Source organism: Streptomyces pactum, from assembly GCF_002005225.1.
GTDB lineage: Bacteria > Actinomycetota > Actinomycetes > Streptomycetales > Streptomycetaceae > Streptomyces > Streptomyces pactum_A.
The window spans coordinates 5,143,723-5,158,244 of sequence record NZ_CP019724.1; the positions used below are offsets into that span (position 1 = coordinate 5,143,723).

Here is a 14,522-nt window from a genome sequence, read left to right on the forward strand (position 1 = left end):
GTGGCGGCAGGGCGTGTCGTCGCCGACCGGTACGAGCTGTCCACGCTCATCGGCCAGGGCGGCATGGGCCAGGTCTGGACGGCGTACGACCGGCGGCTCGACCGGCGCGTGGCGGTGAAGCTGCTGCGCCCCGACAAGGTGGCCGGCCAGGAGGCCGACGAACTGCGCCGCCGGTTCGTGCGCGAGTGCCGGGTGACCGCACAGGTCGACCACCCCGGCCTCGTCACGGTGCACGACGCGGGCAGCGAGGGCGAGGAGCTGTTCCTCGTCATGCAGTACGTCGACGGCGCCGACCTCTCCGACCACCTCGCCGAGCACGATCCGTACCCCTGGCAGTGGGCGGTCGCGGTCGCCGCGCAACTGTGCGCCGTACTGAGCGCCGTGCACGCCGTGCCGATCGTCCACCGCGACCTCAAGCCGCGCAACGTGATGGTGAAGCAGGACGGCACCGTCACCGTCCTCGACCTCGGCGTCGCCTCCGTCATGGACGCCGACACCACCCGCCTCACCCACACCGGCACCCCCATCGGCTCGCCCGCCTACATGGCGCCCGAGCAGGCCATGGGCGGCGCCGTCGGCCCGTACACCGACCTCTACGCCCTCGGCGTACTCCTGCACGAGCTGCTCAGCGGAGACGTCCCGTTCGCGGGATCGACGGCCCTCGGTGTACTGCACCGGCACCTGTACGAGCCGCCGCTGCCCGTGCGCCGTGTCCGCTCCGAGGTCCCCGAGGCGCTCGAAGCCCTGGTCCTGCGCCTGCTCGCCAAGGACCCGCAGCACCGCCCCGCCTCCGCCCAGGAGGTCTACGAGCACCTGGCACTGCTGCTGCCCGCGCGCGGCATGCCCACCGGCGGTCCCCTCGACCCCACCCGCCCCTTCGTCCGCCCGCACGCCCCCTGGCCCGACCGCGCACGCACCCCCGCGCCACGGCCGGCACCCGTGCCGCCGGCCGCCGAGGCCGAGAAGCCGGACGTCGCCCGTGCCGTCGACGACGTCAAGCGCCTCCTCGGCGAGGGCCGCATCACCCAGGCCGTCGACATCCTCGGCGCGATCCTGCCGGCCGCCGCCGAACAGCACGGCGAACGCTCCCCGGTCGTGCGCACCCTGCGCAAGCAGTACGCGGCCACCCTCATGGACGACGGCCAGTACCGGCGCGCCCTGCCCGAACTGCGCCGCCTCGCCGACGAACGCGCCGCCGAGGCCGGCCAGGCCGACCCCCAGTCCCTGCGCCACCGCTACGACGCCGCCCAGTGCCTGGAACAGCTCGGCGAACCGGCGGCCGCCCTCGCCGAGTACCGCGCGCTGCTGCCGTACTACGAGAACCAGTACGTCGCCGGCGACCCCGACCTCGCCCACGACGTCCGCCGCCGCATCGGCCACCTGCTCCTCGCCCTCGGCGACCGCGCCGCCGCCCACGAGACGCTGGCCCGGCTGCTGCACGACGTGGAGCGCGTCCACGACCCCGCTCACCCGCTCGCGGCCGAGATCCGGCGCACCCTCCAGTGGCTCGGCCAGGTACGCGGCTGACGGCCGCGGCCCCGGTCTCGGCCGCGGCCCCGGTCTCGGCCCCGCTCCCGGCCCGGAGGACGGCGCGGACGGCGCGGACGGCGCGGCGGTGCCCGAAGTCCTGGTGAATCGTTGGTCGAATGGGTTGGCCAGAGCCGGGCCACTGCCTACCATCGATCATCGCAAGACCTTGTGCGCCCGCCCGTCGCCCGACCACCACCCGTGGTGGAGGCGCCGCGCGGCGCACCTGTCTGTCGCAATCTCCAACGGGAGGTTTCCTTGCACCGCCGCCGTCGCACCGCGCTCCTGTTCACCGCCGTGATCGCCGCCGCGTCGCCCCTGCTCACCGCCTGCGGCAACGACGCGCATCCGGGGGCGGCGGCCGTCGTGGGCGACCAGCGGATCACCATCGCCCAGCTCGAGGACCGCGTCGACGAGGTGCGCGAGGCACAGCGGGCCGCCGTTTCGGATGAGGACCAGTACCAGCAGGTCGTCGCCCGCACCGGCACCCTCACCCGCGACACCCTGCACAGCATGGTCCTCGACCGGGTCCTGCACCGCGCCGCCCAGGACGCGGGAGTGACGGTCACCCGCCGGGAGGTGCAGTCGATGCGCGGCGGCTTCGAGGAGCAGGCCGGCGGTGCCAAGGAGCTGGAGACCGTCTGGCTGCAGCAGTACGGCGTCGCGCCCGAGCGCCTCGAGGACAACCTCCGCCTCCAGTTGGAGGCCCAGAAGCTCGCCGAGAGCCTCGGCACCGACACCGGTCGGCCCGAGTTCTGGCAGGCCCTGTCCAAGGCCTCCGAGAAGCTCGACGTCGACCTCAACCCGCGCTACGGCGCCTGGGACGTGCGCAAGAGCAGCCGCGTCGACAGCGAGGTGCCGTGGGTGCGGGAGATCACGGCGGCGCGGACGCAGCAGACGGCGTAACGGTCCTGCGCGGCCTTTCCCGGACGGCCGGTCCCGGTGGACGCGGGCCCTGTGGACGACGGCCCTGTGGACAACTCACAGGGCTGTCGGCCGCGTGCGTTACGTTCTGATCGTGAACGCAACCACCGCCGACACCACCTCCGGCACCGCCCCCGACCCCGGCCGCATCGTCCTGCTCACCACCAGCCACCGCGTCGCCCCCGGCCTGCTGTCCTGGCCCGCCTGGCAGGTCCTGCGCGGCGCCGACCGCGTGCTGTGCGCCGACGGGGCGCACCCGCAGTTGCCGTACCTGCGCGAGGCGGGCATACGGGTCGACGAGGCGGCCCCGACCGCCGAGGAACTGGTCGCCGCCTGCGCCGGCGGCCACACGGTGGTGGTCGTGGCGACCGGTGAGGGCGACCCCGCCCTCACCGACCGACTGGCCCGCCTCGCCGGATCCGGCCGCGTCCGGATGCCGGACCTGGAGCTGCTCCCCGCCTCCTACGACCTTCCCGGCGCCCGCCTGCTCGACCTCGTCCAGGTCATGGACCGCATCCGCGCCGAGTGCCCCTGGTCGTCGCGGCGCACCCACGAGGGCCTGGCCAAGTACGCCATCGAGGAGGCGTACGAACTCGTGGAGGCGATCGAGGACGGCGACCGCGAGGAGCTCCGGGAGGAACTGGGCGACGTACTCCTCCAGGTCGTCTTCCACGCCCGCATCGCGGAGGAGGACCCGGACGCGCCGTTCTCCGTCGACGACGTGGCCGGCACCATCGTCGACAAGCTGATCCACCGCCACCCGCACGTCTTCGGCGACGAGACGGCGTCCACCCCGGAGGAGGTGAGGGAGCACTGGCTGCGCACCAAGGCGGCCGAGAAGCGGCGCACCTCGGTCACCGAGGGCGTCCCCCTCGGCCAGCCGGGTCTCGCCCTCGCCGCCAAGCTCGCCTCCCGGGTGCGCACGGCGGGCCTGCGGGTCCCGCTGCCCTCCGGCGAGGGCGTCGGCTACGAACTACTGGCCCTGGCGGCACGCGCCGAGGCCGAGGGCACGGACCCGGAGGCGGCACTGAGAGCGGCGGCCCGGGCGTACCGGGACGCGATCAGGGAGGCCGAGGGCACCGGGGGCTGAGGCCGGTGCCGTCCGGGGCCCGCGGCGGGAGGTCACCGGCGCCGCGGACACCTCCGGCGCCCCGGATACGGTCATGGGGTGACCGACCACTCCACGCCCGACCGCCCCGCCCCCGAGCTTTTCACCTGGGAGTTCGCGAGCGACCCCTACCCCGCCTACGCCTGGCTGCGCGAGCACGCTCCGGTGCACCGCACGCGGCTGCCCAGCGGCGTGGAGGCCTGGCTCGTCACCCGGTACGCCGACGCCAAACAGGCCCTCGCCGACCCGCGGCTGTCCAAGAACCCGGCGCACCACGACGAGCCCGCGCACGCCAAGGGCAAGACCGGCATTCCGGGGGAGCGGAAGGCCGAACTCATGACCCACCTGCTGAACATCGACCCGCCGGACCACACCCGCCTGCGCCGGCTGGTCAGCAAGGCGTTCACGCCCCGCCGGGTCGCCGAGTTCGCGCCGAGGGTGCAGGAGCTGGCCGACGACCTCATCGACCGGTTCGCGGCCACCGGCAGCGCCGACCTGATCCACGAGTTCGCCTTCCCGCTGCCCATCTACGCCATCTGCGACCTGCTCGGCGTACCCCGCGAGGACCAGGACGACTTCCGGGACTGGGCGGGAATGATGATCCGTCACGGCGGTGGGCCACGGGGCGGGGTCGCGCGGTCGGTGAAGAAGATGCGGGGCTACCTCGCCGACCTCATCCACCGCAAACGCGCGGCGCTGCCGCCCGAGCCCGGCCCCGGCGAGGACCTCATCTCCGGCCTCATCCGCGCCTCCGACCACGGTGAACACCTCACCGAGAACGAGGCCGCGGCGATGGCCTTCATCCTGCTCTTCGCGGGCTTCGAGACCACGGTCAACCTCATCGGCAACGGCACGTACGCCCTGCTCACCCACCCCGGGCAGCGGGCCCGCCTGCAGACGTCCCTGGCCGCCGGCGAGCACACCCTGCTGGAGACGGGCGTCGAGGAACTCCTGCGCTACGACGGCCCGGTGGAGCTGGCCACCTGGCGCTTCGCCACCCGGCCGCTCACCATCGGCGGGCAGGACATCGCCGCCGGCGACCCCGTCCTCGTCGTCCTCGCCGCCGCCGACCGGGACCCGGAGCGGTTCACGGACCCGGACACCCTGGACCTCTCCCGCCGCGACAGCCAGCACCTCGGGTACGGCCACGGCATCCACTACTGTCTCGGCGCCCCGCTCGCCCGGCTGGAGGGGCAGACCGCCCTCGCCACGCTCCTCACCCGCCTCCCCGATCTGCGCCTGGCCGCCGACCCGGCCGAACTGCGCTGGCGCGGCGGACTCATCATGCGCGGTCTGCGCACCTTGCCCGTGTCGTTCACACCCGTCCCGTCATCGGCGGACAACGGTTCATCGCCGACGCAAAAGTGACACGCGCTCAACTCTGTGATCTTCACGTGATCTGCGCGGCATGAACTTGTGACAAGCGATCATCTGCCTATACGTTCACGAATCAGCGTGGCGCCGAACATCACCCGCCGCGCGCTCCCCGCTGTCTCGTGAAAGGTCGTCGCATGCTCTCCGGGAACGGTCGTCACCGCCGCCCCCGCCAGGCTCCCGCCCTGGTCGTCGCCGCCGGAGTGACCGGCTCCGCCATCGCGATCCCGCTCCTCGGCGCCACCGGCGCCCACGCGGCCGACGGGGCGAACTGGGATCGCGTAGCCGAGTGCGAGACCGGCGGCGCCTGGAGCCAGAACAGCGGCAACGGGTACTACGGCGGCCTGCAACTGTCCCAGGACGCCTGGGAGCGGTACGGCGGCACGGAGTACGCGCCGAGCGCCGACCAGGCCAGTCGCTCCCAGCAGATAAGAATCGCCGAGAAGGTACACGCGGACCAGGGCATCGCCAACTGGCCGACCTGCGGTCTGCTCGCGGGCCTGGGCGACGACTCGGGCTCCGTCATCGGCGGTACGGGTGCGACGGGTGACGGCTCGTCGGAGGGGTCGGAAACTCCCGAGGCGTCGGACGCCCCCGACGCGTCCGGCTCGTCCGGCCTGAACGGCTCGTCCGGCCTGAACGGCTCATCGGGTTCGACCGGGTCGTCGGAGCCCGGTTCCGGCGCGTCTCCCTCGACCCCTTCAGCCGCTGCGTCGCCCTCGTCGTCCTCGTCGTCCTCGTCCGACTCCACGTCGGACAGTGGGGACGATTCGACCAAGTCCGACACGTCGCCCGAATCCGAGCCCACGGGGAGCGCCGGTCCGCAGGGTGCCGACGCGTCTCCGACGGCCTCGCCGGAGGCGGGGGTCGGCGAATCGGACAAGTCGGGTCAGGGTGACGGTTCTTCGTCTCTCACCGACACCGGGCAGTCCGGGGCGGGCAAGCACCGCGGCGGCAGCGCCGACGAGGGCGCGGCGGACGGCCGCGACGCCGAGTCGTCCGGGCGGCACGCCTCGCGCGGTGAGGGCGAGTCGCGGGAGGTCGTGGACGGCTCGTACACGGTCCGTTCCGGGGACAGTCTCTGGGGTATCGCCGACTCCCTCGAGCTCGACGGCGGGTGGCGCTCGCTGTACGCCGGCAACAAGGAGGTCGTCGGCACCGACCCGGACCACATCCTGCCCGGTCAGACGCTCACGGTCACGGGCGAATCGGGCGAAAAGTAGGGGCAGTTCGCGTCACGGTTAGAGGCTGTATGTCCGTTTTGGATCACGTGAGAGATAGGTCTCAGAAGCCGTGATCGTCTTTGAAAATCCGCGGAGTGCGTGTCTACGGTCGTGACCGCTCGCCATCGCGGGCCCCGGCTGCCGCAACGCCGAATCCTGCCAGCGGCCGTCCGGGAACAGTCGTCGCGTCAAGCGCCGAAGGCAGGAGCGGGGGACCCAAGGTAAGTGCCGCACCGGGCAGTTGTGCCGGAGCGGCTAGGGGTGGAGCCGAGTTCCGTGAGGAACCCGGCCGGGCAACTCAACCGGCCCGAACCCGACAGCTCACCTCGCAGGCGTCGGTGAGGGGATCAACCATGCTGTTTTCCGGCAAGGGCAAGCACCGCCGTCCGTCCAAGGCCACCCGTGTCATCGCCGTCGCCGGTGTCACCGGTGCCGCCGTCGCCGCCCCGCTGATGGCGGCCGGCAACGCCTCCGCCGCCACCGCGTCCGAGTGGGACGCCGTCGCCCAGTGCGAGTCCGGCGGCAACTGGTCCATCAACACCGGCAACGGTTACTACGGCGGTCTGCAGTTCTCCGCCTCCACCTGGGCCGGCTACGGCGGCACTCAGTACGCCGCCACCGCCGACCAGGCCAGCAAGGCGCAGCAGATCGAGATCGCCGAGAAGGTGCTCGCGGGCCAGGGCAAGGGTGCCTGGCCGGTCTGCGGCACCGGTCTGTCGAACGCCGCGTACACCGGCGGCGGTTCCTCGGCCGGCTCCGACTCGTCCGGCTCGTCCGAGTCCTCCGGCTCCGCGCAGTCCTCGGGCTCCGCGCAGTCCTCCGGCTCCTCGGACAGCCGCGAGAGCGAGCAGAAGGCCTCCCGCTCCGCCGAGCGTCCGGCCGCCGAGAAGAAGACCGTCACCACCCCGACCGGCAAGAAGGTCGAGAAGGGCGACGGCGAGTACAAGGTCGTCAAGGGCGACACCCTCAGCTCGATCGCCGAGGAGCACGACGTCAAGGGCGGCTGGGCGAAGCTGTTCAAGCTGAACGACGACATCGTCGACGACGCCGACCTGATCTACCCGGGTCAGCAGCTCCACCTGAAGTAAACGGCGGTCCCCCCTTGCTCCCGTCCCGGTGCGTGTTCCCCCGTACGCACCGGGACGGGCTTTTTACGCCTCGGCCACGCTCCGGCCTCCCCCCGGCCTCCCCTCGACCTCGCCCCGGTTTCCGGAAACGTCTTTGTTCCGTTCGGAAACAATTTACTCTCGGTTCTGTCCAGCGGGTGGGCGATCGGCTGGCCGATCGCCCGGAGCCGGTTAGGCTCGGTCCCGCAGAGCCGCTGCGGTCCCGCGGGCCCGCGCGTCACACCGAAGCGTCACATTGAAGAAGGAGATGCTCGTGCCGTCCATCGACGTCGTCGTAGCCCGGGAAATCCTGGACTCCCGAGGCAACCCCACGGTCGAGGTCGAGGTCGGCCTCGACGACGGCAGCACGGGTCGTGCCGCCGTTCCGTCCGGCGCCTCCACCGGCGCCTTCGAGGCCATCGAACTGCGTGACGGCGATGCGGGCCGTTACCTGGGCAAGGGCGTCGAGAAGGCCGTCCTGGCCGTCATCGAGCAGATCGGCCCGGAGCTCGTCGGCTACGACGCCACCGAGCAGCGCCTGATCGACCAGGCCATGTTCGACCTGGACGCCACCGACAACAAGGGCTCGCTGGGCGCCAACGCCATCCTCGGCGTCTCGCTCGCCGTGGCCCACGCCGCCTCCGAGGCCAGCGACCTGCCGCTCTTCCGCTACCTGGGCGGCCCCAACGCGCACCTGCTGCCGGTGCCCATGATGAACATCCTGAACGGCGGGTCGCACGCCGACTCGAACGTGGACATCCAGGAGTTCATGATCGCCCCGATCGGCGCGGAGTCCTTCTCCGAGGCCCTGCGCTGGGGCGCCGAGGTCTACCACACGCTGAAGAAGGTCCTGAAGAACAAGGGCCTGGCCACCGGCCTCGGCGACGAGGGCGGCTTCGCCCCGAACCTCGGCTCGAACCGCGAGGCCCTCGACCTCATCCTCGAGGCGATCAAGGAGGCCGGCTACACCCCCGGCGAGCAGATCGCCCTCGCGCTCGACGTCGCCGCGTCCGAGTTCTACAAGGACGGCTCCTACACCTTCGAGGGCAAGGAGCGCACGGCCGCCGAGATGACCGAGTACTACGCCGAGCTGGTCGCGGCGTACCCGCTGGTCTCCATCGAGGACCCGCTGTTCGAGGACGACTGGGACGGCTGGAAGGCCCTCACCGACAAGCTGGGCGACAAGGTCCAGATCGTCGGCGACGACCTGTTCGTCACCAACCCGGAGCGCCTGGCCCGCGGCATCGACGAGGGCGCCGCCAACGCCCTGCTGGTCAAGGTGAACCAGATCGGTTCGCTGACCGAGACCCTGGACGCCGTGGAGCTGGCCCAGCGCAACGGCTTCAAGTGCATGATGTCCCACCGCTCCGGCGAGACCGAGGACGTCACCATCGCCGACCTGGCCGTCGCCACCAACTGCGGCCAGATCAAGACCGGTGCCCCGGCCCGCTCCGAGCGCGTCGCCAAGTACAACCAGCTCCTGCGCATCGAGGAGATCCTCGACGACGCCGCGGTGTACGCCGGCCGCAGCGCGTTCCCCCGCTTCAAGGGCTGAGTACCGCTCTTGCAGGAAGCGTCGTACGTACGTCCCCGTACCCGGTCCCGTACCGTGTGCGGGGACGTACGCACGTATGACGGCCATGACGACGTATGACGACGCAGGACGCGACGCATGAAGGTGGACGGGAGGCGGGGACATGGCGGTGAAGGACCGGGACCGTTTCTCCACCGCGACCAGGATCCGGATCATCGGGGAACAGACCGCGGCCCGGGTCTACCGCTCGCAGACCAAGCGCCAGGCCCGCCGCTCCCGGCTGACCGGCCGGGCCGCGCTGCTCGCGATGGTGCTCTGCTCCCTCGTCGTGGCGCTCGCCTACCCGATACGGCAGTACGTCGCCCAGCGCGCCGAGATCGCCGACCTGCGGCGGGAGCAGCAGGAGACCCGTGACCGAGTCGAGGACCTGCGCGACCTCAAGGCGCGCTGGCAGGACGACGCCTACGCCGAACAGCAGATCCGGCTGCGGCTGCACTACGTGATGCCGGGGGAGACGGGGTTCGTCGTCGTCGACCCGGACGCGGCCAAGCAGGCCCGCGCCGAGGCCGGCGGGGCCGACCGCCCCTGGTACCGGAACGTCTGGGACGGGGTCGACAAGGCCGACGCCGCCGCCCGCCGGCCGTGAACCGACCGCGCCGGCAGTGACTCAACAGGAAGACCAGCAGAAGACAGTCATGCAGACTCCCCCGCCGACCACCCCGCGCACCGAGCCCACCGACGCGGACGTCGAGGCCTTCAAGCAGCAGCTCGGGCGCCCCCCGCGCGGCCTGCGGGCCATCGCGCACCGCTGCCCCTGCGGACAGCCGGACGTCGTGGAGACGGCACCGCGGCTGCCCGACGGCACGCCCTTCCCCACGCTGTACTACCTGACGTGCCCGAAGGCGGCCTCCGCGATCGGCACGCTGGAGGCGAACGGCGTGATGAAGGAGATGACCGAGCGCCTGGCCGCCGACCCGGAGCTGGCCGCCGCCTACCGCGCCGCGCACGAGGACTACGTCCGGCGCCGCGACGAGATCGAGGAGCTGACCGGCTTCCCGAGCGCGGGCGGCATGCCGGACCGCGTGAAGTGCCTGCACGTGCTGGTCGCCCACTCGCTGGCGGCCGGGCCGGGCGTCAACCCGCTGGGCGACGAGGCGATCGCGATGCTGCCGGAGTGGTGGCGCAAGGGACCGTGCGTGTCCCCCAAGGACCTCGCCGACCCCAAGGACCTCACCGACTCCGAGAACCTCACGGACCTCACGGACCTCACGGACGAGGAGGACGGCAAGTGACCCGTGTCGCCGCCATCGACTGCGGTACGAACTCCATCCGGCTCCTGGTCGCCGACGCCGACCCGGCCACCGGCGAGCTGACCGACCTGGACCGCCGCATGACCATCGTGCGGCTCGGGCAGGGCGTCGACCGCACCGGGCGGCTGGCGCCCGAGGCGCTGGAGCGGACCTTCGCCGCCTGCCGCGAGTACGCCGAGGTCGTCAAGGGGCACGGCGCCGAGCGGCTGCGCTTCGTGGCGACCTCCGCCTCCCGCGACGCGGAGAACCGGGACGACTTCGTGCGCGGGGTGCTGGACATCCTGGGCGTGGAGCCGGAGGTCATCTCCGGCGACCAGGAGGCCGAGTTCTCCTTCACCGGTGCCACGAAGGAACTGCGCGGGCGGGACCACCTCGACAAGCCCTACCTGGTCGTCGACATCGGCGGCGGCTCGACCGAGTTCGTCGTCGGCGACGACCACGTGCGCGCCGCCCGCTCCGTGGACGTCGGCTGCGTGCGGATGACCGAGCGGCACCTGGTGCACGACGGCGCGGTGACCGACCCGCCCACCGAGGCGCAGGTCGCGGCGATGCGGGGCGACATCGAGGCCGCCCTGGACCTCGCCGAGGAGACCGTGCCGCTGCGCGAGGCGCGCACGCTGGTCGGGCTGGCCGGGTCCGTGACGACGGTGTCGGCGATCGCGCAGGAGCTGCCGGAGTACGACTCGGCCGCCATCCACCACTCCCGGGTCACCCGCGCGCGGGTCCGGGAGATCAGCGACTGGCTGCTGCGGTCCACCCACGCCGAGCGCGCGGCCGTCCCCTCCATGCATCCGGGGCGCGTCGACGTGATCGGGGCGGGGGCGCTCGTACTGCTCTCGATCATGGAGCGGACCGGCGCGGAGGAGGTCGTCGTGAGCGAGCACGACATCCTCGACGGCATCGCGTGGTCGGTGGCGTAGCCGTCCGCGGTCGCGGTCTGAGCAGGACGGACGACGATTGAGCGCGTGTCGGGGGCCCTTCGGGGCCCCTCGGCGACATCCCGTCGGGAAAGTTCGTGAAGTTCTTCACAAGGAATTGGGTCCTGTCGGGCGACGAATGCGCGCCGGTTGACCCTTTTGGTGGTTCAACTGCCCTTTGAACGCGTTCAGGACGGTGTTCGGGGAGGGGTCCGGCGAGGGGTCCCGGAGGGCTGGTCCACTGTCCCCGGCGATGCGGAGGAGCAGCTCACGCGGCATTGACAACGGGGTGCCGGGCCCGCCGGTTCCCTTCCTCACCATGATCTGGATCACGTGGGCGGCGGATGGTAGCACAGCCCTGACATGAGCTTGTGAAGGGGCGCACGAACCACCCCCCTCAGGCGGGTGGATACTCGATGGCATGAGCACCACGGAGCGTCCCAGGATCCTCGTAGTAGGCGGTGGGTACGTAGGCCTGTACGCAGCTCGACGCATCCAGAAGAAGATGCGTTACGGCGAGGCGACCGTCACCGTCGTCGACCCGCGGTCGTACATGACCTACCAGCCCTTCCTCCCCGAAGCCGCCGCCGGCAACATCTCCCCGCGGCACGTCGTCGTCCCCCTGCGACGCGTGCTTCCGAAGGCGGAGGTCCTCACCGGCCGGGTCACCACCATCGACCAGGACCGCAAGGTCGCCACGATCTCCCCGCTGGTGGGCGAGGCGTACGAGCTGCCCTTCGACTATCTGGTCATCGCCATGGGCGCGGTCTCCCGCACCTTCCCGATCCCCGGCCTCGCCGAGCAGGGCATCGGCATGAAGGGCATCGAGGAGTCCATCGGCCTGCGCAACCACGTCCTGGAGCAGCTCGACAAGGCCGACTCCACCACCGACGAGGAGATCCGCCGCAAGGCGCTCACCTTCGTCTTCATCGGCGGCGGTTTCGCCGGCGCGGAGACCATCGGTGAGGTCGAGGACATGGCGCGCGACGCGGCCAAGTACTACAAGAACGTCTCCCGCGAGGACATGCGCTTCGTCCTCGTGGACGCCGCCGACAAGATCCTTCCCGAGGTCGGTCCGAAGCTCGGCCAGTACGGCAAGGAGCACCTCGAGGGCCGCGGCGTCGAGGTCTACCTGTCCACCTCCATGGACTCCTGCGTCGACGGCCACGTGGTGCTGAAGAACGGCCTGGAGGTCGACTCCAGCACCATCGTGTGGACGGCCGGCGTCAAGCCGAACCCGGCGCTCTCCCGCTTCGGCCTGCCGCTGGGTCCCCGCGGTCACGTCGACTGTGAGCCGACCCTCCAGGTCAAGGGCACCGACTACATCTGGGCCGCGGGCGACAACGCCCAGGTGCCGGACCTGGTCGGCCGCAAGGCGGGCAACGAGAACGCCTGGTGCCCGCCGAACGCCCAGCACGCGCTGCGCCAGGCCAAGGTCCTCGGCGACAACGTGATCTCCGGTATGCGGGGCTTCCCGCAGAAGGACTACAGCCACGCCAACAAGGGCGCGGTTGCTGGCCTCGGCCTGCACAAGGGCGTGGCGATGATCGTCATGGGCAAGATGAAGATCAAGCTCAAGGGACGTCTCGCCTGGTACATGCACCGCGGCTACCACGGTCTCGCGATGCCGACCTGGAACCGGAAGATCCGCGTCTTCGCGGACTGGACGCTCGGCATGTTCCTCAAGCGCGAGGTCGTCTCCCTCGGCGCGATGGAGACCCCGCGCGAGGAGTTCTACGAGGCCGCCAAGCCGGCGCCGGCCGCCGCGCCGAAGGCCGCCGGCAAGAGCGAGAAGGCCGCGAAGTCGGAGAAGACCGAGGAGAAGGCCAAGGCCTCCTGACCTCCGGTCGCCTCCCGCAGTAGTCCCCCGAAGGGGCCGCCCGCCATCCGTGGTGCGGGCGGCCCCTTCGCGTTGTCCCGGGTGCTGTCCCGCGCGCTGTCCCGCGCGCCAACGGGACGACAGACCCCGTGGGGTGTACAGGTATTTTGCTCGGTCGTAACGCGCGCCGGGGACTGTACGGCGGGCTCCCAGGTGTTTACGTGGTGATGGACATTCCGGGATCGCTCGTCACGGAGGTATGCCATGGCTGACGCCGCGCTGCGGCTGCAGAGCCTCTTCGAACAGTTGCTGGGGGTACCACTCCCGGTGCGCATCCGCGCCTGGGACGGTTCGCAGGCGGGCCCGCCGGGCGCGCCCACACTCGTCGTCCACAACCGCAGGGCCCTGCGCCGCCTGCTGTTCAAGCCGGGCGAACTGGGCCTGGCCCGCGCCTGGGTGGCCGGCGACCTGGACGTCGACGGCGACCTCTACACCGCCCTCGGCCTGATCGCGGGCCTCGTCTGGGAGCGCGGTGAGGACGCCCGCGGCCTCGGCGAGGCGCTCCGCGACCCCGAGGTGCGGGCCGCCGTACGCGGCCTGTTCAGGCTCGCCGGGCCGCCGCTGCCGCCCGCCCCGCCGCCGGAGGAAGTCCGCCGGGCCCGCGGCCACCTGCACACCAAGCGCAGCGACAGACGGGCCGTCAGCCACCACTACGACGTCGGCAACGACTTCTACGAGCTGGTCCTCGGACCGTCCATGGTGTACTCCTGCGCCTACTGGCCGGCCCCTCCGGCCGAGGGCGGCACCCTGGAGGACGCGCAGCGCGACAAGCTCGAACTGGTCAGCCGCAAGCTCGGCCTGAGCGCCGGTCAGCGCCTCCTCGACGTCGGCTGCGGCTGGGGCTCCATGGCGATCCACGCGGCCCGCGAGCACGGCGTGAGCGTCGTCGGCGTCACGCTGTCCCAGGAGCAGGCCGCGTTCGCCCGCAAGCGCGTCGCCGACGAGGGCCTCACCGACCGGGTGGAGATCCGCGTCCAGGACTACCGGGACGTCGCAGACGGGCCGTACGACGCCATCTCGTCCATCGGTATGGCCGAGCACGTCGGCGCCGAGCGGTACCTGGAGTACGCCGTCGACCTGTTCAGGCTCCTCAAGCCGGGCGGGCGGCTGCTGAACCACCAGATCGCCCGCCGCCCCCGGCGGGACGAGTCCGCCTACAGCGTGGACGAGTTCATCGACGCCTACGTGTTCCCCGACGGCGAACTGGCCCCCGTCGGCACCACCGTCACCCAGTTGGAGCGCGCCGGGTTCGAGGTGCGCGACGTGGAGTCGATCCGCGAGCACTACGCGCTCACCCTGCGCCGCTGGGTCGCCAACCTGGAGTCCGACTGGGCGGCGGCCACCCGGCTGGTCAGTCCCGGCCGCGCCCGTGTCTGGCAGCTCTACATGGCCGCCTCGGCGCTCGCCTTCGAGCGCAACCGCATCGGCGTCAACCAGGTCCTCGCCGTGAAAACCCCCGAGCCGGGCGGCTCCGGCATGCCGCTGCGCGCCCGCACCTGGAACTGACCCCACGCCCCGCGCACGCGCGACGGCCCCGCTCCCACTCGGGATGCTGTGAATCCAACAGCATCCCACCCGGGAACGGGGCCCGCCGTCTGCCTGCCGGCTGCTCCGCCGCGC

The 14,522-nt window shown here is 71.8% G+C and carries 12 protein-coding genes and 1 riboswitch; all 12 genes read left to right on the forward strand.

The features are described 5' to 3' along the window. The first annotated feature begins 36 nt into the window (after window positions 1–36). The 12 genes from pkaE (at window position 37) to B1H29_RS21995 (ending at window position 14,408) form a co-directional block, all read left to right on the forward strand. On the forward strand, window positions 37–1,527 hold the full coding sequence (gene pkaE / locus B1H29_RS21940) for a serine/threonine protein kinase PkaE (protein WP_267891944.1): 1,491 nt from the start codon (window positions 37–39) through the stop codon (window positions 1,525–1,527). A 258-nt stretch (window positions 1,528–1,785) separates the two neighbouring features. Continuing rightward, on the forward strand, window positions 1,786–2,433 hold the full coding sequence (locus B1H29_RS21945; RefSeq protein ID WP_055417309.1) for a SurA N-terminal domain-containing protein: 648 nt from the start codon (window positions 1,786–1,788) through the stop codon (window positions 2,431–2,433). Window positions 2,434–2,545: 112 nt separating this feature from the next. Beyond that, the gene (locus B1H29_RS21950) at window positions 2,546–3,541 is read left to right on the forward strand and encodes a nucleoside triphosphate pyrophosphohydrolase (protein WP_055417772.1); all 996 of its coding nucleotides are present in this window, start codon (window positions 2,546–2,548) and stop codon (window positions 3,539–3,541) included. A 78-nt stretch (window positions 3,542–3,619) separates the two neighbouring features. Beyond that, entirely contained in the window at window positions 3,620–4,927 is a 1,308-nt protein-coding gene (locus B1H29_RS21955) for a cytochrome P450 family protein (protein ID WP_055417308.1), read from the forward strand. 143 nt (window positions 4,928–5,070) lie between these two features. Beyond that, window positions 5,071–6,156: a transglycosylase family protein gene (locus B1H29_RS21960; protein ID WP_055417307.1), complete on the forward strand. Its 1,086-nt coding sequence runs from the start codon at window positions 5,071–5,073 to the stop codon at window positions 6,154–6,156. A 183-nt stretch (window positions 6,157–6,339) separates the two neighbouring features. Further along, window positions 6,340–6,506, forward strand: a riboswitch (cyclic di-AMP (ydaO/yuaA leader). Window positions 6,507–6,509: 3 nt separating this feature from the next. Beyond that, window positions 6,510–7,244 (forward strand): transglycosylase family protein, encoded by a 735-nt coding sequence (locus B1H29_RS21965; RefSeq protein WP_055417306.1) that lies wholly within the window; start codon window positions 6,510–6,512, stop codon window positions 7,242–7,244. A 292-nt stretch (window positions 7,245–7,536) separates the two neighbouring features. Next, window positions 7,537–8,817 (forward strand): phosphopyruvate hydratase, encoded by a 1,281-nt coding sequence (gene eno, locus B1H29_RS21970; RefSeq protein ID WP_079160811.1) that lies wholly within the window; start codon window positions 7,537–7,539, stop codon window positions 8,815–8,817. Between the two features lie 142 nt (window positions 8,818–8,959). Beyond that, window positions 8,960–9,442, forward strand: a complete 483-nt coding sequence (locus tag B1H29_RS21975; protein ID WP_055417304.1) for an FtsB family cell division protein — start codon at window positions 8,960–8,962, stop codon at window positions 9,440–9,442. Between the two features lie 49 nt (window positions 9,443–9,491). Next, window positions 9,492–10,088 carry a DUF501 domain-containing protein gene (locus B1H29_RS21980; RefSeq protein WP_055417303.1) on the forward strand — a complete coding sequence of 199 codons (597 nt, stop codon included), beginning with the start codon at window positions 9,492–9,494 and terminating at the stop codon, window positions 10,086–10,088. Beyond that, window positions 10,085–11,026: a Ppx/GppA phosphatase family protein gene (locus B1H29_RS21985; protein ID WP_055417302.1), complete on the forward strand. Its 942-nt coding sequence runs from the start codon at window positions 10,085–10,087 to the stop codon at window positions 11,024–11,026. Before B1H29_RS21980 ends, B1H29_RS21985 begins: the two co-directional genes overlap by 4 nt. A gap of 418 nt (window positions 11,027–11,444) precedes the next feature. Next, window positions 11,445–12,863, forward strand: coding sequence for an NAD(P)/FAD-dependent oxidoreductase (locus tag B1H29_RS21990; protein WP_079160382.1), 1,419 nt, complete (start codon window positions 11,445–11,447; stop codon window positions 12,861–12,863). Between the two features lie 243 nt (window positions 12,864–13,106). After that, complete coding sequence (locus B1H29_RS21995) at window positions 13,107–14,408, forward strand: SAM-dependent methyltransferase (protein ID WP_055417300.1); 1,302 nt, start codon at window positions 13,107–13,109, stop codon at window positions 14,406–14,408. The last annotated feature ends 114 nt before the right edge of the window (window positions 14,409–14,522 follow it).

Coding starts and splice junctions, on each gene's coding strand:
- B1H29_RS21960 (WP_055417307.1), top strand. CDS start 5,071: ATGCTCTCCGGGAACGGTCGTCACCGCCGCCCCCGCCAGGCTCCCGCC.
- B1H29_RS21965 (WP_055417306.1), top strand. CDS start 6,510: ATGCTGTTTTCCGGCAAGGGCAAGCACCGCCGTCCGTCCAAGGCCACC.
- B1H29_RS21975 (WP_055417304.1), top strand. CDS start 8,960: ATGGCGGTGAAGGACCGGGACCGTTTCTCCACCGCGACCAGGATCCGG.
- B1H29_RS21980 (WP_055417303.1), top strand. CDS start 9,492: ATGCAGACTCCCCCGCCGACCACCCCGCGCACCGAGCCCACCGACGCG.
- B1H29_RS21990 (WP_079160382.1), top strand. CDS start 11,445: ATGAGCACCACGGAGCGTCCCAGGATCCTCGTAGTAGGCGGTGGGTAC.
- B1H29_RS21995 (WP_055417300.1), top strand. CDS start 13,107: ATGGCTGACGCCGCGCTGCGGCTGCAGAGCCTCTTCGAACAGTTGCTG.